We start from the raw sequence: 20,066 nt of genomic DNA, 5'->3' as shown, positions 1-20,066 counted from the left end.
TTTCGTTGGGTCACCGTGATCTCTATTTCTCTGTGAACTTCAACTCAATTCGCCGGTTCTGCGCCCGCGCCTCTGACGTATTGGCGGTATTGACCGGCTGATATTCCCCGAACCCGGTTGGCGCCAACCTCTCCGGCGGCAAGCCCAGTTCGTCGATCATATAACGAACCACCGATAGCGCGCGGCCCTGGCTCAGCTCCCAATTATCGCGGAACCGCCCGGTGCCAGATAGAGGGACGTCATCCGTGTGACCATCGACACGGATCACCCAATCAATCTCGGGCGGAATACGGTCTGCCACGCTTTGGATGATCCGGGCGACCTTGGCGATTTCTTCCTGCCCGGCAGGGGTCAATTGCACCGCTGCCGATTCAAACAGAACCTCGGAGGAAAAGACGAACCGATCCCCCTCAATCCGCACGCCTTCCTGTCCGCCCAGAACATCGCGAAGCTGGCCGAAGAACTCTGACCGATAGCGTTCCAAATCCTGCGCCTGCGCCTCAAGCCGCTTGCGCTCCGCCTCCTCAAGTTCCCGGCGTCGGCGCTCTTCAGACGCGGCACGAGCCAGCGCCGCGTTCAAATCGGTGCCAAGCGATTCAATCTGCACGTTCGTCGCCGCATCCCGCGCCTCCGCATCATCAAGCAACGCCTGCAATTGCCCGAGCTGAGAGCGAAGTTGCGTGACCTGCTGATTGAGCAACGCAACCTGTCGCTGACTCTCGGCGGATTGCGCCTCCTCCTCCAACAGCGCGGTATTGGCCGCGGCCAGCAGTGCCTCGCGGGTTTCGGCCTCGCTCAACGCGACTTCGGCGGTTTGCTCCGCCGCCAGTTTCGCAGCCAACGCAGCGGCCAAGCGGGATTCTATCTCTGATGCATCCGCGCCAGCAGCCTCAAGCGAGTCGACCTCCGCGACCGCTTCGGCAAGGGCCGCTTCCGCTGCCTCCAGCCCCTGCTCCGCTTCGGTTTGCGCCAGCAAAGCGGCGGCGAGCTTCGCATCCAACCCTTCCCGCGCGCTTTCCGCCGCGGCGAGCATCGTCAGCGTGTCCTCTGCTCGCTTCCGCTCCTCCTCAAGCGCAAGCGTCATCGCGGTTAGCTCCGCATCCGCATTCTCCAACCGCTCGCGCAGCGCTTCCGCGGCGGCGGCTTCGGCAAGGCGTGCGGCTTCTTCTTCCGACAGCGCCTCCTCCAACTCCGTCACCTGAGTGCTAAGCGCGGCGGACTCCTCGGAGTTTTCCGCCGTGGTCCGCCGTAAATCCGCAATCAGCGCTTCCAGCGCATCCCGCCGCGCTGCGGCCAGCCGGGCCGTTTCTGCTTCGGCGTCGACCTCTTCTCGTGCTTGGGCAAGCGCGAGTTGCAGGGCATCGCGCTCCGACAACAACTCCGTCCGCGCGGCTTCAAGCTCCTCCACACTCGCGCGCAGGGTTTCGCCTTCGCCAAGGGCGGCATTCCGTTCGGCAAGTAGCGTCGCGACCTGCTCTTCAAAACTCGCGATCCGCGCGCGTTCTTCGGATAGCGCATCCGCTTGGGCGGCGGTTTGGGACCGCAGGGTCGCAATCAACTCCGCCTGCGCGGCGGCGCGATCCTCGGCAGCTTCCAGCGATGTGCCAAGCGCCGACACCTCCGCCTCCAGATCCCCTGCGCGGGTGCGTTCCAACCCCAGCGCATCGGCGAGGCTTTGGACCTGCTCGGACAGTTGATCAAGCTCAGTCTCTTGGCCAGAGATCGTTTCCCGCAACACGAACTGAACGATCATAAAGATCGTCAACACGAACATCAGCACCAGCAACAGCGCGGTCATCGCGTCGACAAAACCGGGCCAGATCGATCCTTGAAACCGCTGTCCTGTCCGCCGGGAAAGAGCCATGCTTAGCCCTCTTCCTGCCCGTTCAGCGACTGAATCGCGCGGGTCAATTGGCTAAGCTCGGCCCGCAGGTCCGCGATGCTTTCCTGCCGACCGCTCGAAATCTCTTCCAGAATCCGCAGCAACTGAACGTCGATGGACCTAAGGCGCATCCGGCTTTCTGCATCGACATGCGGTCCACCGTCTTCGCGTTCGGCGTTTAGCAGACCAATCAGCTGTTCCTGTCCGTCTGCCACCCGCCCCAGCGTGTCGCGGGTTGCCGTGTCGCCCGCGACATCTGGTGCAACAGCGTTACGCTCTGCGAGCGTATCGGTCAGCGCTGCTATCTTTTCATCGAGCGCCACGCGGCTTTGTTCGCTGGTCGCAAACATCGTCTGCATGCTCGCGACCTGCTCTGACATGTGGTCGAGGATCATCACAATCTGGCCCTGCTCTCCGCCCGCATCACCATCGCTGACAGAGAACCCGACGCGGGTGATGGTGGACAGCCACTCCTCCAACTCCCGATAAAATCGGTTCTGGCCGTGGCTTGCGAACAGTTCCAGAAGGCCGACGATCAGCGACCCGGCGAGGCCCAGCAAAGACGACCCAAACGCCGTGCCCATCCCGCCAAGCTGCTTTTCAAGGCCGTTCATCAACCGCCCAAAGACTTCGATCCCGCCTTCACTCTCGCTTGGCGCCAATGATCGGATTGTTTCAACCACCGCCGGAACGGTGATGGCGAGGCCATAGAACGTTCCCAAAAGACCAAGGAAAATCAGCAGGTTGACGATATATCGCGTGATATCGCGTGCTTCGTCAACACGGGTTGCGACGGAATCCAAGATAGACGCCGCCGATGATGCGCCAATCTGCATACGCGCACCGCGCGCGCGCAGCAAAGCGGCAAGCGGAGCCAACAGACGCGGCGCCTTGGTCATTTCGTGGCCGAGCCTGTTAGCGGCAAAGCCCTCGATCCAACTGACCGACGACACAAGCTGGATCACCTGAAAGAAACAGGCGAAGACGCCAATCACGAAGACAAAGATAATAAAACCGTTCAGCCACGGGTTCGCCAAAAAGATCGGCGACACCTTCGGGTAGGCAAGGTAGACCCCGCAGCCGACCAGCCCCAGCACAACCAGCATCGTTGCGATCTGGCGCACAGGTTGGGAAAAAAACGGCTCCGCCTCGCGATCTGGCTGGTCCATCATCGGACGTGTCCTGACGCACTTGTTTTTGTTTCCGGCAGGATAGGGGTTTGGTGCGCGTTCGCCAACAACAATTCGTCAAATCTACAAAATCTGGTGCGGTGGCGAAAATCCAGCCAAGGTTTAGGCCGAAAGCGCCCGCACCCGATCGGTCAACCACGCCAAATCCGCGTCCCGCACGCCGAGTTCTTCAAGGTGCGATGCGGTGTTGTAAAGGTATTCGGTATTCGGCCCCCGCCCGCCTACCGCCTTGGCGATAATCTGGGCCTGCTCCTCTAACGGCAGGTTCCCGCAATATTGCACGTGATCCGGGTCGATGATGTATGTGACCGCCTGCACGTTTTGCCCGGTATCAAGCGAAATCGGCAGCTCCGCCTCGAGATAGGCCGAGGAGATCAGTTCGCGTTCGCGCAGGACACGCAGCGTTTCGGTGACGTGCTCATCCTCGACATAAAACGCCAAACCGTGGCACCGCGCCCCTTCGGCAAGATCAAGCGCGAGGACGAGGCCCGGTTCCTCTTCTGTCCCACGATGGTGGATTGATCGCATACAGAAACTGCGGTGAAATCCGCTTAGCGTGGCGATGCGGCGTTCCTTGTAAACGAAGCCGGGATTCCACATCAAAGAGCCGTATCCGAAGACCCACAAACCTGTGTTCGCCATGCGTCTGGTCCTTTCGCGTTTCTGCCTGTAAACACCATCTCGCTAGGTCATGGAAGGGGCGATCATGCGGCGACTGACTGGCCTTTTGATCGGGTTGGCAGTTCTTTGGGGCGGCTACTGGTTCATTGGATCCACGGCCGTTGAAAAGGGCATGACCACATGGTTTTCGGAAAGCACGTTCGATGGGCTGGATGTGACCTATTCAGAGCTTGAGACCCGCGGCTTTCCCAATCGGTTCGACACGACGATCACCGACATCGACCTGACCCATCGCCAAAGCGGCACGCACTGGACCGCGCCGTTCTTTCAGCTTTTCGCGCTGAGTTATAAGCCGAACCACCTGATCGCGGTCTGGCCAAACGAACAAACGCTGGATGTCGCGGGCCAGGTTTTTGACATCACGTCGGACGACCTGCGGGGCAGCCTCGTGCTTGAACCGAACACCAGCCTGACCCTTGACCGCACAGCGTTGGAGGCTGAAAACCTCACCGTCACACCCGTGGGAACGGCGCCTTGGAACGTCACCCGCGCCTTCATCGCGACGCGACAGACGCCGGAGGCCGAAGCCTCTCACGATCTGTCCGTAGCGTTGGAGGAGTTGACGCTACCACCCTATTTGACCGCGGTGCTTGATCCCGAAGGCACCCTGCCCCCCGCGATCAGTGGGCTGACCGTCGACGCCACGCTCGACCTGACCGCCCCTATTAACCGAGAATCCCTCGACGTCGATCTGACCCGCGTAACCTTCCGCGACGCGACGATCCGGTGGGGAGACCTGTCGCTTGGTGTGTCCGGGGAGCTTGAGGCAGACGCGTTGGGGTTTGCCGAAGGCAGCCTGACCCTTAACGCCGATAACTGGCGCGAGGTGTTTCGCATCCTCGCCACCGCCAATCTGGTTGACCCAATTTGGGAAGGTGCGATTGCGCCGCTTGCGGAAACGGATGGCAACCCGGATACCCTGACAACATCGCTGACGTTCGATCGGGGGGTTCTTTACTTTGGCCCGCTGGCGCTTGGCGACGCGCCGCGCCTTAACTGACTAGCGGCAGTAAGGTCCGCTGCGATAATCCGCGACATCCAGATGAAAGTGATCCCGGTGATAGCCGTCTGATCCAGGGCCAAGGACTGTGCCGAACGGCCCGCAAGCGGATCGGTGCATCTGACGCAACACATCGCGCTGTGATGGATCATTCCAGCCCTGCAGAACGGTCAGAGAGCTGCCGTCCTGCAAATTGACAGCAGCGATGTCAACGGCGCGGCCACGCCCGTGTTCCGAAATCCGCGCACCGCGTCGATTGTTCCGGGTCCGGCAAGCGTAATGGGCAATCACCCGCAGGCTGGCAACTCCACCGCCACGCCGCCCAACAGCCGGGCGCACGCCTTCGTTGATCCAGCGTTTCAAGGCGCGGACCGTGTCGCATTCGACCGTTATCCCTTGAGTCAGGCGCACGCCGTCCACCTCGGTCACGCGCACAGCGTCGTCTACACCGCAACCGTTGATACGGCCCCGGATACGGGGAATATTCTCGCCCCGGATCGCGCTATCGCCGCAGACCGATCCGGCACGAGGCCGCGTGCGGCGGGTCGAAAAACTGCCACCCATCGCGGGTTCGGCGCGGCGCACGATATCCGCCATATCGCCAGGCCGCCGCAGCGGAACGAGCGACACCGCGACACCGGGAACGAACGTCGGAATAAACCGCCGAACCGGCAGTGATGACGACGACGCGCTGGCCAGGACAATCGCAGGTGCTTCGGTTGTGCCCGTGTCAGGCCGCGCGATTGGGCGCAGCGATTGTTCAGGGGCTTCGGCCGACAGGCCGGTCGCAAGGGACAAGGCAACCAATGCACATGCGAAGTATCTAACCAAACCGCCTACTCCTTCTTCGTCACGCGTCCGAAATTCGGGGCGTCAGTGTCCTGCCCCGCTTCGATAATACCGCGACGGATCGCCCGTGTGCGGGTGAAATAGTCATGCAAATGCTCACCATCGCCAGTGCGGATTGCCCTTTGTAGCGCAAAAAGCTCTTCTGTGAAGCGGCCAAGTATTTCCAGCGTCGCTTCCTTGTTGCTGAGGAACACGTCGCGCCACATCACAGGGTCAGACGCCGCGATGCGGGTGAAGTCGCGGAACCCGGCGGCGGAATACTTGATAACTTCGCTATCTGTCACCCGGCGAAGGTCATCCGCCACACCGACCATCGTGTAAGCGATCAGATGCGGCGCGTGACTTGTGACCGCAAGAACAAGGTCGTGATGTTCGAAATCCATCTGTTCGGTGTTGGACCCCATCGCTTCCAGCAAAGTCCGCAAACGGTTCAGCGCATCGACATCCGTTCCGTCCTGCGGAACCAGCAGCCACCAGCGATTGTCAAACAGCTCGGCAAAGCCCGAGCGCGGGCCGGAATGCTCCGTCCCCGCGAGGGGGTGACTCGGGATGAAATGAACGCCCTCGGGGATGTGCGGCGCGACCGCCTCGATCACCGCCTGTTTGACGGAACCGACGTCGGTGACGGTTGCACCGGGCGCGAGGTGGGGTGCGATCTCCTCCGCTACGGCGCCCATGACGCCGACCGGCACGCAAAGCACGACAAGGTCCGCGCCCTCAACGGCTTCCGCCGTGGTATCCACGATCCGGTCACACAGCCCGATGTCGCGGGCGATCTTGCGCGTATCCTCGGACCGCGCGGTGCCGACGACTTCGCCCGCAAGTCCGCCGCGTTTCATCGCCCAGAACATTGACGACGCGATCAAACCCAATCCGATCAGGGCAACACGATCATATATCGGGGTCATGTCGCCCTCCCCTTGAATTCGGCGACCGCGTCGGCCACACGACGGCACGCGGCTTCATCGCCAATTGTGATCCGCAGACAATGTGGCAGGTTGTATCCGGCGACGCGCCGTACGATCAACCCACGGGATTTAAGGTGCGCATCACAGGCCCCGGCCTCATCCGCATCGGCAAAACGCGCGAGGATGAAATTCGCGCAGGATGTATCAGACGGCACGCCAAGTTCGGCCAGAGACTCCGCCAGCCACGCCCGAAGACGCGCATTTTCCGCACGACATTTTTCGGCATAATCCCGATCACGCATGGCGGCCTCAGCCGCGTCCAACTGCGCACAAGACAGATTGAATGGCCCACGAATGCGGTTCAGCACATCAATGACAGGCTTCGGCCCATAGCCCCAGCCAATCCGCAACCCGCCAAGCCCGTAGAGCTTTGAGAACGTGCGCGTCATCACAACGTTGTCGCGCGCATCGACCAACCCGACCCCGCCATCAAAGCCATCGACATATTCGGCATAAGCGCCATCCAGCACCAGCAACGTCTGAGGCGGCAGACCGGCGGCCAGTCGCGCAACCTCATTCCCGCCGATCATCGTGCCGGTCGGGTTGTTGGGATTCGCGATGAACACGAGTTTTGTTCTGTCAGTGCAGGCGGCAAGGATCGCCTCAACATCTGTCACACGCTCTCGTTCTTTCACCTCGACCGGAGTCGCCCCGGCGGCGAGCGTCGATATCCGATACATCGCAAAGCCATGTTCTGTATGGATAACCTCGTCCCCCTCGCCCGCGTAGGCTTGGCAGAGGAACGCGATGATTTCGTCAGACCCGACTCCGCAGATCACGCGATCCGGGTCCAGCCCGTGAACCTCGGCAATCGCGCATCGGAGTGAGGCATGATCGGTCGGCGGATAGCGGTGGAGTTGCTGCGCGGCATTACGAAACGCATCTATCGCGGCAGCCGATGGGCCAAACGGGTTTTCATTCGACGACAGCTTGACGACATCGCTGACGCCATCGACCGTTGCCTGCCCGCCCTCATAAAGCGCGATCTCCATGACTCCCGGTTGCGGCCTGATCTCTGCACTCATGCGCTCAACTCCCCGTTGGGATGGTTCTAACGACGCCCCCGGGACAAAACCAGCCGGAAAGCGCAGCCCTTAGATGTGAAAAAGCCGCGGCGGGTCTCCCCGTCGCGGCTTTTCGAATTTGCTGTGCGCGAACGCTTAGTTCTGCGCGTAGTATTCGATGACGAGGTTCGGTTCCATCAGAACCGGATAAGGCACGTCGCTCAGACCCGGAGTGCGGACGAAAGTTGCGGTCAACTTCGAATGGTCGGCATCGATGTAATCAGGCACATCACGTTCGGCCAGTTGAATGGCCTCAAGAACCGCGACGTTCTGTTTGGAACGATCACGCACTTCGATCACGTCACCCTCTTTCACGCGGTAGGAGGGGATGTTGACCTTTTTGCCGTTCACCCGGACGTGGCCGTGGTTCACGAACTGACGAGCCGCAAAAACGGTCGGCACGAATTTCGCGCGGTAAACGACGGCGTCAAGACGGCTTTCCAGCAGGCCGATCAGGATTTCACCGGTGTCGCCGCGACGGCGTTCGGCTTCGGCAAAGATGCGGCGGAATTGTTTTTCGGTCAGGTCGCCGTAGTAGCCTTTCAGCTTTTGCTTTGCGCGCAGCTGAATACCAAAGTCGGACAGCTTGCCCTTGCGGCGCTGACCGTGCTGGCCGGGGCCATATTCACGACGGTTAACCGGGGATTTCGGACGACCCCAGATGTTTTCGCCCATCCGGCGATCGAGTTTGTGCTTGGCAGACGTGCGTTTCGTCACGGCTGATCTCCTTCTATATGGCATCGCTTTTGGGCGACTATGAAGGGCGTTGTCCTACCTCTTGCGAGGGACAGGCATCCCCTTGCGGGGGCCACCAACACCAATGAAGAACCCGGCCTGTTACAGCCGGGAACGTGGGGCTTCTAAGCGCCGATCAGACCGGAGTCAATGGCGAATAGCACCTTCGTGGCACAGGATCGCCGCCTCTGGCGCCGACAGACTCCGCCGCGCGAAATCACCGTAACTGTGCGGGTCTTCTGCGACCTCGGGGAAAATCTCAAGCAATCGGCTGCGCTGTTCATCGGCCAGCACGTTCAGCTCTGCCCCGGCTGGGTGGAAGCTTTCGGTTTCAACGCCGTTCGCCCAAACCACCTGATGCTGGTCAAGCGCGATGTGGATATAAGTCACTTCGCGCATTCCGAATGCAGTCGTAATGCTGTGATCGTTGACCAGATCCTTGGCTGCGACCAAAACCTCTGGCGTATTGAAAAGCGCTTGCGCCTGCGCGCCGCGCACCAGAACTCGATGATCGGGCGATACGAGCAGGTCGCCGTCCGGCTCCTCATCCCCAATCGCGCCGGCCCGAATACGGATCGGGCACAGGTCTGGCATCGCATGAAGGCTCGCGCCCGTCATCCTGCGCATCCCGATCCAACGGATTTCCTGTTCGCCGCTGTCCCGCGTGTGAACCAGATCGCCTTCACGCAACTGTTCGACCATCTTCGGGCCAGAGGCGGTCAGCAACCGCGTGCCGGGCGTAAAGCAAATCACGCCATTCGCCGTCAAAGGTGGCCGCGTCGTTCTGCGCTTGGCCATCTTGGCCCGCACGACCCACAGGTTCGTATCGGTCGGCGGCAGATCATCCAACGTGACCAGTAGCGGAGCGCTTTCGTCATCCTGATCAATCGCGGTGATCGTATAGGTCCGCGCCCCGTCCGTGACGACAAATCCGGTTTCCAGCAACCACTCCTCCCAGTCAGAGGAGTCGGCGTCCACCCGCGTTTTCACAAGCGCGTCGATGTTGCCCGTCAGACGCCGTGCGGCGCGTGATGCTCTGTGGTGGAGGTCTGCCGATCCCAAGGCCGTCCCGAGGGACAGGACATCTGCCGGACCATCGACCCGCGTTGCCTTACCGCTCCAGCGCCAGATTGATCCGGTGCGGAGCGTGCTGACCGACGCGGCCGGTTTGCCGTCGACTGCCGTTTGATGCCAAGAGATGACAAACGTGCCTTTATAGCCCGTCTTCATGCCTGATTACCGCCTGTATTCTTTTTTATTGGTAAAAACTTAACAGCGCCGATTCATTCTGAAAAGAAGAAACCAACGATTTCACCGCTGCAGGCTCTGGCAAAGTTGCACAGAGCCCACATGGCGGTGTTGTTTTACTGGGGTTTGTCGGTAGGAAATTTCACAAACCCGACGATAGCCCTATCCGCACTTACTATGCCCACAGCTTGCACAGGTCATACATCCCTCAACCATACGCATATCGAACTGACCGCAGCTTGGGCAGGATTTGCCCCGAGGTGCTGCGCCGATCTGAACGACTTGCGCGGTCGGGTCGGTCTTCAGGCCCATCCCCTCGCCCGCGATGAAACCCGTCGCGATCATGTGACGCTCGATCACCCCACCAATCGCGGCGAGGATTGACGGGATGTATTTCCCTTCCATCCACGCGCCGCCGCGCGGGTCGAACACGGCTTTCAGCTCTTCCACCACGAAAGACACGTCGCCGCCACGCCGGAACACCGCCGAGATCATCCGCGTCAGTGCCACCGTCCAGGCAAAATGTTCCATGTTTTTGGAGTTGATGAACACCTCAAACGGTCGCCGTGATCCGTTGATGACCACGTCGTTCACCGTGATATAAATCGCGTGTTCGCTGTCGGGCCATTTCAGCTTGTAGGTATTACCCTCAAGCTCTGCCGGGCGGTCGAGCGGTTCCGAGATATAGACAACATCCGCCCCCTCATCGACTTCCGGCGCGGCTTCGGACTTTTCGCTGACCGACAGCACGCTTCCCGTCACCTCATTCGGGCGATAGGTCGTGCAGCCCTTACAGCCGCTGTCCCATGCCTGCATGTAGACGTCCTTGAACGCCTCAAACGAAATATCCTCGGGGCAGTTGATCGTTTTGGAGATGCTGGAATCGATCCACACCTGCGCCGCCGCCTGCATCCGCACATGGTCAAGCGGGGCGAGGGTTTGGGCGTTCACGAAATAGTCGGGCAACTCACGGTCACCGAATTTCTCGCGCCATAGTCGGACGGCGTAGTCGACAACTTCTTCCTCGGTCCGGCTGCCATCTTTTTGCAAAACCTTGCGGGTGTATGCATAGGCGAACACCGGCTCGATTCCGCTAGACACGTTCCCGGCGTAAAGGCTGATTGTCCCTGTCGGCGCAATCGACGTCAGCAGCGCGTTGCGGATACCGTGTTCACGGATCGCGTCGCGCACGTCGTCGTCCATGTGCTGCAATGCACCAGAGGCGAGGTATTTTTCCGCATCGAACAACGGAAACGCGCCCTTTTCCTTGGCCAGATCGACGCTCGCCAAATAAGCCGCCCGCGCGATTGCGTGCATCCATTCCTCGGTCTGCGCCGCGGCCTCTTCCGAGCCATAGCGCAACCCGACCATCAGTAGCGCGTCGGCAAGGCCCGTGACGCCCAGCCCGATCCGCCGTTTGTCCTGCGCTTCGGCCTCTTGCTCTGGCAGCGGGAATTTCGACACGTCGACCACGTTGTCCATCATCCGAACGGCGGTCGCGACGAGTTTGCCAAGCGCCTCTTGATCCAGATGGGCGGCATCCTCGAAAGGTTCGGCGACCAGCTTGGCAAGGTTCACCGACCCCAGCAGGCACGCGCCGTAGGGCGGCAGGGGCTGTTCGCCGCATGGGTTCGTCGCGGCGATGGTTTCGCAATAGGCGAGGTTGTTCATCGCGTTGATACGATCGATGAAGATCACACCCGGTTCGGCCTGATCGTAGGTCGATTGCATGATCCGGTTCCACAGATCGCGCGCCTCAACCGTGTGATAGACCTTGCCGTTAAATTTGAGATCCCACGGTCCGTCATTCTTGACCGCTTCCATGAAGGCATCGGTCACGAGGACCGAGACGTTGAACATACGCAACCGGGCCGGGTCTTTCTTTGCAGTAATGAAATCCTCGATGTCCGGGTGATCGCAGCGCATCGTCGCCATCATCGCACCGCGCCGTGATCCGGCCGACATGATCGTGCGGCACATAGCGTCCCACACATCCATGAATGACAGCGGGCCAGAGGCATCTGCAGCGACGCCCAGCACATCCGCGCCCTTGGGTCGGATGGTGGAAAAGTCATACCCGATCCCCCCGCCCTGCTGCATCGTCAGCGCGGCCTCTTTCAACATATCGAAAATGCCGCCCATGCTGTCGGGGATCGTTCCCATGACAAAGCAGTTGAACAGCGTGACAGACCGCGCCGTGCCCGCCCCCGCCGTTATCCGGCCAGCGGGCAGGTATTTGAAATCCTCAAGCGCCTCGTAAAACTTGTTTTCCCAGGATTCGGGCTGATCCTCGACCTCGGCCAGTGATCGGGCGATCCGCCGCCACGTATCCTCAACCGTCTGGTCAATCGGCGCGCCATCCGATTCCTTCAGGCGATACTTCATATCCCAGATTTGCTCAGCGATCGGGGCGGAAAATCGGCTCATCGGCAGTATCCCAAGTGGCGGTTGCAGGCCCACGAAACTACGGGCGGTCAGGCTGTCCGTCAAACCGAAATGAGGGCGTCAGATGCACAATCGTGCAGGCTGTGGCATTTAGTCTTCGGAATGTGGCAGAATCAGCGAAGGATCGGTATCCTACCACATATTGATGGAACATACGAAGAACATAATACATCTGGTAAAGCTAAGCGTCGGCTCCGAAAGTGTGGATTCCCTTGAGGAATGGCAGGAAGCCCGCCGCAAGGACCTGCCCGATAAGCTTCCGCGCCATGTCACCCGGATGTGGCCAAAGCGCGAGGATGAAATCCTGAACGGCGGCTCCATCTATTGGGTCATTCAGGGTGCGATCCGGTGTCGGCAAAAGATCATCCGGCTGGACGAAGTGATCGGCAATGACGGCATTCGCCGCTGCGGGATCGTGCTTGATTCCCAGATTATTCGCACATCGCAGGCCCTCAAGCGCCCGTTTCAGGGATGGCGCTACCTGAACCCTGCCGATGCGCCGGCCGATCTCACCCAAGCGCGCCAGTCTGAGGATACTTTGCCCGACGACCTGTCTGCGGCGCTTTCGGATATCGGCGTGCGCTAGGCGCTAGCCGCCGATCCCAAGTTGGCCAAGTAATACGGTCAGCACATCCCGCTCCGCCGCGCCCCATTCCGCCTGCCGCGACTTCAGCAGCGTCGCCTGCGATTTATGGACGACGCCCTCCTCCAGCAGTTTCAGATGGTTCGCGCGCAGCGTTTCCCCGGTCGACGTAATGTCGGCCACCGCTTCCGCCGTTTCGTTCTTCACCGTGCCTTCGGTCGCGCCTTGGCTGTCGACAAGCTGGTAATCAGCAACGCCGTGGGTCTGCAGGAATTCCCTGACCAGCCGGTGATACTTTGTCGCGATCCGCAGGCGGAACCCATGCGTCCGCCGGAACTGCGCCGCGGCGGCGTCGAGATCATCGAGCGTTTCGACATCCACCCAAACCTTTGGCACTGCGATCACCAGATCGGCATGGCCAAACCCCATCGGGGCGAGTTCTTTCACCCGGCTATCCCACGCGGCCAGTTTTTCGCGCACCAGATCCGTGCCCGTGACCCCCAGATGAATGCGCCCGGCGGCCAGTTCACGCGGGATTTCCCCGGCGCTGAGCAACACCAGTTCCAGCCCCGGCGCGCCTTCGACGGCGGCAGCGTATTCGCGTTCCGACCCGGTGCGGCTTAGGATCACGCCGCGTGCGCCGAACCAGTCAAAGGTCTTTTCCATCAGCCGCCCTTTGGACGGCACACCCAGCTTCACGGTCATTCCGACGCCTCCAGCACCCGACGCAGCAGTTCCGGCCGGATCACACCGCCCACCGCAGGGATCGACCGCCCCTGCCCCAGCACCCGCGTCAGCGCGTCATAGCGCCCGCCCGTCGCAATCGGCGGCAGGTCGGGGCGCATCGGGGCGGAGAATCCGAACACGAATCCGTCGTAATACTCCAGCGTCGTGCGCCCGTGGTTGCCCTCAAACTCCAGCGCGTCGACGTCGATGCCGCGCGCGTCCAGCGCCTCCAGCCGTTTCGCCATCGTGCGCACGGCGGGCTGCACCTCTGGCAGATCGACCGCGATATCGCGCAAGTGTTGCAACGCGTTCGGCGCGGTTTCCCGCAAGCTCATGATTGTGTCGAGCAATTCGACCTCGCCCGCGCTGATCGGGGGTTCCTGCGCGTCGGCCTTGATGACCCGCAAGCGCGTCGCGATCTCATCCGCGCCCCGCAGCCCGATCTGGGCGCCGGCATCGCTGACCAGCAAATCGACGGAGTTCGTTTCCAGCAGTTTCAATAGTTTCTGGCGCGGCTTCGACGCCGCCACCCGCCCGCCAAATCGATCGAGCAGCGCCCGAAACCGCCGGGGTCGCCACAGGTGCCGCAGCAGGGCTTCCTTGCGTCGTTCCGTCGTCGACAACCCGCGGACGGCGGCCATCAAAATCCCGATATCGCCCGTCGCGGCCCGCAAACCGTGCGGCGCAAGCACCTCGTTGAACAGTGCGAACACCTCTGCGTCCGCCGCCGCCGGGTTTTCGCGGTCAAACACCTCATAGCCGACTTGCAGATATTCGCTCGCGCGGTCGGAGTAGTCCTCCTGCTTGCGGAAGACCTCCCCGGCATAGGTATACCGCGCAGGCTCCGCCCCATCCGCCATATGCATCTGCACCACCGGCACCGTGAAATCCGGCCGCAGCATCTGCTCGCCCCGCAGCGGGTCCGACGTCACATAAGCCCGCGCGCGAATATCCTCCCCGTAAAGGTCCAGCAATATTTCCGCAGGCTGCAGGATATCCGCCTCAACCGGCACGGCCCCCGCCGCCTCGAAAAAAGCCATCAGTCGCCCGGCTTCGGCCCGCAAATCAGTCTTCGGCGTCATCACTCAACCCTCGGACGCGGAGAGGATTTTTCGCACCTCATCGACCAGATCACCGCGCGGCACTTCGCGCTGCGCGGGCTGGGCTTTCCATTCGTCATGGGTCGCGCTTTCGGCAATCTTCGCTCCAAGGATCAGGTCTTTGATCTGAACTACATCACGCTCCGCCTCGTCACCCCCCTGAATGATCGCCACCGGAGAGCCGCGTTTATCCGCGTATTTCAACTGATTGCCAAAATTCTTCGGATTGCCGAGGTAGACTTCGGCGCGAATACCCGCATTCCGCAACTCCGCCACCATCGCTTGATAATCGGCCATCCGGTCCCGGTCCATCACGGTGACAACGACCGGCCCATGCACCTGCCGGGACATCCGCCCCTTCATCTGCAACGCGGCGAGCAATCGGTCCACTCCAATCGAAATCCCCGTCGCAGGCACCGCCTGCCCGGTAAACCGCTTCACGAGGTCGTCATACCGACCACCCCCAGCGACCGACCCAAACTGCCGCACGCGTCCCTTGTCATCAGTGATGTCAAAGGTCAGTTCGGCCTCGTAGACGGGACCGGTGTAGTAGCCGAGACCCCGGACGACAGATGGGTCGATGACGATGCGGTCGGGACCGTAGCCTTGGGCAGCGAGGAGGTCAGCGATTTGTTCGAGTTCGTTGACGCCTTGCAATCCAACCTCGCTCTCGTCGACCAAATTTCTGAGCGCTGCGCAGATGTGTCGATTGTAGGCTCGACCAGTTTCTTCGTCGGTTCGGCCACCAGACGCGTACACGCCTACTCGTCCTAGCTCGTTTGACCACTCCGCCGGAGTCTTTCCTTCGTGTCCTTCGAGTGTAAAGAACGAAGAACTGACCACGTTATCTTTGGCGCCAACAAACGCTAGAATTCGATTTGCTTGCTCGATTGACAGACCTGCGCCTTCAGTAAAGTCACCACTCTCGTCCTTACGCCCTGCTCTCAAAAGGGAAAGGACACCTTCAAAACCAAGCCTGTCCAACTTGTCGATTGCTCGAAGAACGATACCTCGCTCGCTCTCTTTGCCCTCACCGGAAAGGCCTGCCGCCTCCAAAACCCCATTCAACACCTTCCGGTTATTCACCCGGATGATGTAATCCCCGCGCGGTATCCCAACCTCCTCCAGCGTATCCGCCAGCATCGCGCAAATCTCGGCATCCGCCGCCATGCTATTCGTGCCGACCGTATCCGCGTCGCATTGGTAGAATTGCCGGAACCGCCCCGGCCCCGGCTTTTCGTTCCGCCACACCGGTCCCATCGCGTAGCGGCGATAGGGGGTCGGCAAACTCTCATCCAAGCCAGGAAGCGGCTTGTCCTTATATTGAGCATAAACACGGGCGAGCGGCGCAGTCAGGTCATAGCGCAGCGCCAGCCAGTCGCCGGGCTTTTCGTCCTCGGCATCCTCCTGCCACGCGAAAACGCCTTCGTTCGGGCGGTCCACGTCGGGCAGGAACTTGCCAAGCGCCTCGACCGTTTCAACGGCGGAACTTTCCAGCGCATCGAACCCGTAGCGATGGTAAACCCCTGCGATCGCGTCGAGCATCTCTCGCCGCGTTTCGACCTCTGCACCGAAATAGTCGCGAAAGCCCTTCGGCGTTTCGGCCTTGGGGCGGGGCTGTTTCTTTTGTTTGGCCATCGGTCCAATCCTTCGGGTCCGTCTCGCGGCGGGGTGTAGCCCGTGGGTCGCGCGGGGGCAAGCTATGGGGGCGTGTCCTGGGCGGGAAATATCGCGCGATTAACCGGTGGCGAGACCCTTGCCGCGCCCGTGCCCCCGCGCTATGCCGCTTTCATGTCCGAAGATCGCACCCATCTGGAAGAGCAAATCGCCCACCTGTCCCGCACCGTGGATGACCTGTCAGGTGTCATCGCGCGGCAGGAAAAAGACCTGTCAAAGCTCACGAAACAGGTCGATATGCTGATGCGGAGAGAGGCCGAGCGGGAATATGACTCCGGCGGCTCTGTCCCGCTTGCGGATCAGAAACCGCCGCATTGGTAGGGTCGGCGCAGGTTAGACTTCCTGCACATCCATAACGCCGTCCAAGCTTTTGATCGCGCTTTTTATTTGCATGTTAAGGGGGTAGTCGCGCTTTAGCTGAATTTCGACCTCTCCGGGCAGCCCCTGACCCATCAGGCACAGGCTGACCGGCCCCTTTGTCCGCGCCTCAGCCCGGCCCAGAACCGATGCAACCGCAGGCACCGCGTCCGCATTGTCGATGAATATCTTAAGACCCATCGACCCGGCATCCGCCGTCACCGTATCCACCGGCTGCACCGCGCGGGCCAGCAGTTTCAACTGCTCGGATTCCATCGTCGCCTCGACCGTCACAACCACGTTCGAGCCAGTTTCCAGATAATCCCGCGCCGCTTCGAGCGTGTCGGAGAATATCGTGACCTCATACCCCCCCGTCGGATCGGAAAGTTGAGCGAAAGCAAATCGGTTGCCCCGCGCGGATTTCCTTTCCTGCCGCCCGGCGACCGTGCCGCATAGCTTCGCCACCAGCGCCCCGCTCATGGCTTTTTCCTCAAGCTCCGACAGGGTCATCACCTTCTTGCGCCGCAGCGCTGGCAGGTAATCGTCAAGCGGATGGCCGGACAGATAGAACCCGATGGCCTTGAACTCCTCCGCCAGCCGTTCAGCGGGCAGCCAGTCGTCCGCCGGGCTTAGGCGCGGTTCGGGCAGGTCATCGCCCGCCTCACCAAACAGGGACACCTGGTTTGACGCCCGCTGTTCATGCACCGCGGCGGAGTAATTCACCAACGAATCAAGGCTGTCGAACACCCTGCGGCGGTTCTTGTCCAGTTCATCAAACGCCCCGGCGCGGGCGAGCATCTCCATCGGGCGCTTGCCGACACGCTTCAAATCGACCCGGCGGGCGAAATCGTAAAGGTTCACGAACGGCTTGTCGCCGCGCCCGTCGACGATCAGTTTCATCGCCTCAACACCGACGTTTTTCAGCGCACCGAGCGCATAGACGAGCGCACCGTTTTCAACCGCAAACATCGCCTGAGAGCGGTTGACCGACGGCGCGACATACGGCAACTCCAGCCGCTTCTTCACTTCTTCAAAGTAAACCGCGAGTTTGTCCGTCAGGTGGATATCGCAGTTCATCACGCCGGCCATGAATTCAACCGGATGGTTCGCCTTCAGCCAAGCGGTTTGATAGCTGACCACCGCATAGGCCGCCGCGTGCGATTTATTGAAGCCGTAGTTTGCGAATTTCTCAAGCAGATCGAAGACTTCCTGCGCCTTCTTCTTGTCGACGCCGTTCGCCTCAGCGCCCTTGACGAATTTCGGGCGCTCCTTCGCCATTTCGGCCGCGATTTTCTTACCCATCGCCCGGCGCAGAAGGTCAGCGCCGCCAAGTGAGTATCCCGCCATCACCTGTGCGATTTCCATCACCTGTTCCTGATAGACAATGATGCCTTGGGTTTCTTCAAGGATATGGTCGATCAGCGGGTGGATCGATTCCAATTCTTTTTGCCCGTTCTTCACCTCGCAATAGGTCGGGATATTCTCCATCGGGCCGGGCCGATACAGCGCCACCAGCGCAACGATATCCTCAATGCAGGTTGGCCGCATCCGCTTCAGCGCGTCCATCATGCCAGAGCTTTCAACCTGAAACACTGCCACCGTTTTGGCCGAAGCGTAAAGCCGATAGCTCGCTTCATCATCCAAGGGGATCGCGCCGATGTCGTTTTCAACACCTTCAGGCGGCTCATACAGCACGCGGCCATCTGCAGCCTCGTTCAGATTGCGGCCAGTGCCAAGGATCAGATCAACCGCGTTCTGGATCACCGTTAGCGTCTTCAGGCCAAGGAAGTCGAACTTCACCAGCCCCGCCTGCTCCACCCATTTCATGTTGAACTGGGTGGCGGGCATGTCGGATCGCGGGTCTTGATATAGCGGCACCAGCGCGTCAAGCGGTTGGTCCCCGATCACCACCCCCGCGGCGTGGGTTGAGGCATTCCGCAGCAACCCCTCTACCTGTTGGCCATAGGTCAACAGCCGGTCCACGACCTCTTCGTTTTTCGCCTCTTCCCGCAATCGCGGCTCATCGGCGAGCGCTTTTTCGATGGACACAGGCTTCACGCCTTCGACCGGGATCATTTTTGACAGGCGATCCACCTGCCCGTACGGCATCTGCAAAACCCGGCCAATGTCGCGCACGGCGGCCTTGGACAATAGTGCGCCGAAGGTGATGATCTGGCCGACCTTATCGCGGCCATACTTCTCCTGCACATAGCGGATGACTTCTTCCCGGCGATCCATGCAGAAATCGATGTCAAAGTCCGGCATCGACACCCGTTCGGGGTTCAGGAAGCGTTCGAACAGCAGCGAATAGCGCAGCGGGTCAAGGTCGGTGATCGTCAGCGCATACGCGACGAGCGAGCCCGCGCCCGACCCACGGCCGGGGCCAACCGGGATGTCGTTATCCTTGGCCCATTTGATGAAATCCGCAACGATCAAGAAGTAGCCGGGGAAGCCCATGCCTTGGATAATGTCGAGTTCAAACTCCAGCCGGGCTTCGTATTCCTCGACCGGTGCGGCGTGCGGGATCACCTTTAGGCGTTCAACCAAGCCAGCCTTGGCTTGGCGGCGGAGTTCATCCACCTCATCATCCGCGAATTTTGGCAAGATCGGGTCGCGACGGTAGGCTTTGAAGGCGCAGCGGCGGGCGATTTCTACGGTATTTTCCAGCGCCTCTGGCAAGTCCGCAAACAGCGTCGCCATTTCCTGCGGTGACTTAAAGTAATGCTGCGGTGTCAGACGGCGGCGCGGTTGTTGTTGATCCACATACGCCCCGTCCGCGATGCAGATCAGCGCATCATGCGCCTCATACATCTCGGGTTTCGGGAAATAGACGTCATTCGTGGCAACCAGCGGCAGGTTCATTGCATAGGCCATTTCGACGAATCCGCGTTCCGTCGCGCGTTCGGCTTCGGTCGTCTGTCCGCCCTCGCCGGGGTGGCGTTGCAGTTCGACATAAAGGCGATCTGGGTAGAAGGACGCAAGGCGGGTCATCAATGCCTCTGCCGCGTCGCGGTTTCCGGCGCGGAGCAGTTTGCCGACCGGCCCGTCGGGGCCACCCGTCAGGCAAATCAAACCGTCCGAATGCGCGCCAAGTTCATCCACCGTCACCTGCGCCCGCTGCCCTTCGGCATCAAGATAAAGGCAACTCGACAGTTTCATCAGGTTCTCGTAGCCGGTCTCGTTCTGCGCCAGCAGAACAACCGGTCGCGGGTCAGGCAGGACGTTTCGACCGGGCGCGGCCTCGGTCTGGGTTTCGAGATCCACCTGACAGCCGACGATGGGTTGAATGCCTGCATCCGCTAAAGTGACGGAGAATTCGAGCGCCGCAAACATGTTGTTGGTGTCGGTCAGCGCAACGGCGGGCATCCTCGCCCGCTCGCATAGCCCCGCCATTTTCTTGACCGGTACGGCCCCTTCCAGCAGGGAATATTCGGAATGGACGCGCAGGTGAATGAATCGGGGATCAGTGCTCATGCCCCGCACAGTAGCGACGCGATCCAGAACGGGAAATAGCGGATGCGAGGATATCCACAGGGATTTGCCCCCGTCCGGAATCCCGCA

At 60.7% G+C, this 20,066-nt stretch carries 16 protein-coding genes; 3 read left to right on the top strand and 13 right to left on the bottom strand.

Going from position 1 to position 20,066, the window contains the following annotated elements:
• Positions 1-22: 22 nt before the first annotated feature.
• From ACEWPJ_RS04250 to ACEWPJ_RS04240, 3 genes are all read right to left on the bottom strand, one after another.
• Positions 23-1,864, bottom strand: coding sequence for a peptidoglycan -binding protein (locus tag ACEWPJ_RS04250; protein ID WP_416511148.1), 1,842 nt, complete (start codon positions 1,862-1,864; stop codon positions 23-25).
• A 2-nt stretch (positions 1,865-1,866) separates the two neighbouring features.
• Positions 1,867-3,051, bottom strand: a complete 1,185-nt coding sequence (locus ACEWPJ_RS04245; RefSeq protein WP_416513000.1) for a biopolymer transporter ExbB — start codon at positions 3,049-3,051, stop codon at positions 1,867-1,869.
• Between the two features lie 123 nt (positions 3,052-3,174).
• Positions 3,175-3,714 carry a gamma-glutamylcyclotransferase gene (locus ACEWPJ_RS04240; RefSeq protein ID WP_416511146.1) on the bottom strand — a complete coding sequence of 180 codons (540 nt, stop codon included), beginning with the start codon at positions 3,712-3,714 and terminating at the stop codon, positions 3,175-3,177.
• A 64-nt stretch (positions 3,715-3,778) separates the two neighbouring features.
• On the opposite strand from ACEWPJ_RS04240, the gene ACEWPJ_RS04235 reads away from it, so the two are divergent.
• Positions 3,779-4,753, top strand: a complete 975-nt coding sequence (locus ACEWPJ_RS04235) for a DUF2125 domain-containing protein (RefSeq protein WP_416511144.1) — start codon at positions 3,779-3,781, stop codon at positions 4,751-4,753.
• Here the strand turns inward: ACEWPJ_RS04235 and ACEWPJ_RS04230 are convergent, their stop codons facing one another.
• The 6 genes from ACEWPJ_RS04230 to ACEWPJ_RS04205 all read right to left on the bottom strand — a co-directional run bounded on the left by ACEWPJ_RS04230 (position 4,754) and on the right by ACEWPJ_RS04205 (position 12,044).
• Positions 4,754-5,584, bottom strand: coding sequence for an extensin family protein (locus ACEWPJ_RS04230; RefSeq protein WP_416511142.1), 831 nt, complete (start codon positions 5,582-5,584; stop codon positions 4,754-4,756).
• A 5-nt stretch (positions 5,585-5,589) separates the two neighbouring features.
• On the bottom strand, positions 5,590-6,510 hold the full coding sequence (locus tag ACEWPJ_RS04225; protein ID WP_416511141.1) for a prephenate/arogenate dehydrogenase family protein: 921 nt from the start codon (positions 6,508-6,510) through the stop codon (positions 5,590-5,592).
• Positions 6,507-7,595 (bottom strand): histidinol-phosphate transaminase, encoded by a 1,089-nt coding sequence (gene hisC / locus ACEWPJ_RS04220; RefSeq protein ID WP_416511140.1) that lies wholly within the window; start codon positions 7,593-7,595, stop codon positions 6,507-6,509. Before hisC ends, ACEWPJ_RS04225 begins: the two co-directional genes overlap by 4 nt.
• A 135-nt stretch (positions 7,596-7,730) precedes the next feature.
• Complete coding sequence (gene rpsD / locus ACEWPJ_RS04215) at positions 7,731-8,351, bottom strand: 30S ribosomal protein S4 (protein WP_416511139.1); 621 nt, start codon at positions 8,349-8,351, stop codon at positions 7,731-7,733.
• A 165-nt stretch (positions 8,352-8,516) separates the two neighbouring features.
• On the bottom strand, positions 8,517-9,599 hold the full coding sequence (locus tag ACEWPJ_RS04210; RefSeq protein WP_416511137.1) for a Hint domain-containing protein: 1,083 nt from the start codon (positions 9,597-9,599) through the stop codon (positions 8,517-8,519).
• Between the two features lie 180 nt (positions 9,600-9,779).
• Positions 9,780-12,044, bottom strand: coding sequence for an adenosylcobalamin-dependent ribonucleoside-diphosphate reductase (locus ACEWPJ_RS04205; RefSeq protein WP_416512999.1), 2,265 nt, complete (start codon positions 12,042-12,044; stop codon positions 9,780-9,782).
• A gap of 163 nt (positions 12,045-12,207) precedes the next feature.
• Between ACEWPJ_RS04205 and ACEWPJ_RS04200 the strand changes: the two genes are divergently transcribed.
• A complete protein-coding gene (locus ACEWPJ_RS04200) occupies positions 12,208-12,648 on the top strand; it encodes a DUF1489 family protein (RefSeq protein ID WP_416511135.1) in 441 nt (146 codons plus the stop codon).
• Positions 12,649-12,651: 3 nt separating this feature from the next.
• Here ACEWPJ_RS04200 and hisG read toward each other — a convergent pair whose 3' ends face one another.
• Genes hisG through hisS form a run of 3 tightly spaced genes read right to left on the bottom strand, consistent with a single transcriptional unit; the run spans position 12,652 to position 16,109 of the window.
• Positions 12,652-13,350, bottom strand: a complete 699-nt coding sequence (gene hisG / locus ACEWPJ_RS04195) for an ATP phosphoribosyltransferase (protein WP_416511133.1) — start codon at positions 13,348-13,350, stop codon at positions 12,652-12,654.
• The gene (locus tag ACEWPJ_RS04190) at positions 13,347-14,453 is read right to left on the bottom strand and encodes an ATP phosphoribosyltransferase regulatory subunit (protein WP_416511132.1); all 1,107 of its coding nucleotides are present in this window, start codon (positions 14,451-14,453) and stop codon (positions 13,347-13,349) included. Before ACEWPJ_RS04190 ends, hisG begins: the two co-directional genes overlap by 4 nt.
• 3 nt (positions 14,454-14,456) lie before the next feature.
• Positions 14,457-16,109 (bottom strand): histidine--tRNA ligase, encoded by a 1,653-nt coding sequence (gene hisS, locus ACEWPJ_RS04185; protein WP_416511131.1) that lies wholly within the window; start codon positions 16,107-16,109, stop codon positions 14,457-14,459.
• A gap of 153 nt (positions 16,110-16,262) precedes the next feature.
• Here hisS and ACEWPJ_RS04180 point away from each other — a divergent pair, with 153 nt between their 5' ends.
• The gene (locus tag ACEWPJ_RS04180) at positions 16,263-16,469 is read left to right on the top strand and encodes a SlyX family protein (RefSeq protein ID WP_416511129.1); all 207 of its coding nucleotides are present in this window, start codon (positions 16,263-16,265) and stop codon (positions 16,467-16,469) included.
• Between the two features lie 12 nt (positions 16,470-16,481).
• Here the strand turns inward: ACEWPJ_RS04180 and dnaE are convergent, their stop codons facing one another.
• Positions 16,482-19,979 carry a DNA polymerase III subunit alpha gene (gene dnaE, locus ACEWPJ_RS04175; RefSeq protein WP_416511128.1) on the bottom strand — a complete coding sequence of 1,166 codons (3,498 nt, stop codon included), beginning with the start codon at positions 19,977-19,979 and terminating at the stop codon, positions 16,482-16,484.
• Positions 19,980-20,066 lie beyond the last annotated feature (87 nt).

Source organism: Aliiroseovarius sp. YM-037 (assembly GCF_048060095.1).
In the GTDB taxonomy this organism is placed as follows: Bacteria; Pseudomonadota; Alphaproteobacteria; order Rhodobacterales; family Rhodobacteraceae; genus JBLUOA01.
Note: the sequence above shows the minus strand (reverse complement) of the source record. Positions and strands in the feature narration are given on the sequence as shown.

Bases quoted from the DNA above. Each gene is read 5' to 3' on its own strand.
- hisS (WP_416511131.1), bottom strand. From the start codon at position 16,109: ATGGCCAAACAAAAGAAACAGCCCCGCCCCAAGGCCGAAACGCCGAAG.
- hisG (WP_416511133.1), bottom strand. From the start codon at position 13,350: ATGACCGTGAAGCTGGGTGTGCCGTCCAAAGGGCGGCTGATGGAAAAG.
- ACEWPJ_RS04240 (WP_416511146.1), bottom strand. From the start codon at position 3,714: ATGGCGAACACAGGTTTGTGGGTCTTCGGATACGGCTCTTTGATGTGG.
- hisC (WP_416511140.1), bottom strand. From the start codon at position 7,595: ATGAGTGCAGAGATCAGGCCGCAACCGGGAGTCATGGAGATCGCGCTT.
- dnaE (WP_416511128.1), bottom strand. From the start codon at position 19,979: ATGAGCACTGATCCCCGATTCATTCACCTGCGCGTCCATTCCGAATAT.
- ACEWPJ_RS04200 (WP_416511135.1), top strand. From the start codon at position 12,208: ATGGAACATACGAAGAACATAATACATCTGGTAAAGCTAAGCGTCGGC.
- ACEWPJ_RS04235 (WP_416511144.1), top strand. From the start codon at position 3,779: ATGCGGCGACTGACTGGCCTTTTGATCGGGTTGGCAGTTCTTTGGGGC.
- ACEWPJ_RS04205 (WP_416512999.1), bottom strand. From the start codon at position 12,044: ATGAGCCGATTTTCCGCCCCGATCGCTGAGCAAATCTGGGATATGAAG.
- ACEWPJ_RS04245 (WP_416513000.1), bottom strand. From the start codon at position 3,051: ATGGACCAGCCAGATCGCGAGGCGGAGCCGTTTTTTTCCCAACCTGTG.
- ACEWPJ_RS04225 (WP_416511141.1), bottom strand. From the start codon at position 6,510: ATGACCCCGATATATGATCGTGTTGCCCTGATCGGATTGGGTTTGATC.
- ACEWPJ_RS04210 (WP_416511137.1), bottom strand. From the start codon at position 9,599: ATGAAGACGGGCTATAAAGGCACGTTTGTCATCTCTTGGCATCAAACG.
- ACEWPJ_RS04180 (WP_416511129.1), top strand. From the start codon at position 16,263: ATGTCCGAAGATCGCACCCATCTGGAAGAGCAAATCGCCCACCTGTCC.
- ACEWPJ_RS04190 (WP_416511132.1), bottom strand. From the start codon at position 14,453: ATGACGCCGAAGACTGATTTGCGGGCCGAAGCCGGGCGACTGATGGCT.
- ACEWPJ_RS04250 (WP_416511148.1), bottom strand. From the start codon at position 1,864: ATGGCTCTTTCCCGGCGGACAGGACAGCGGTTTCAAGGATCGATCTGG.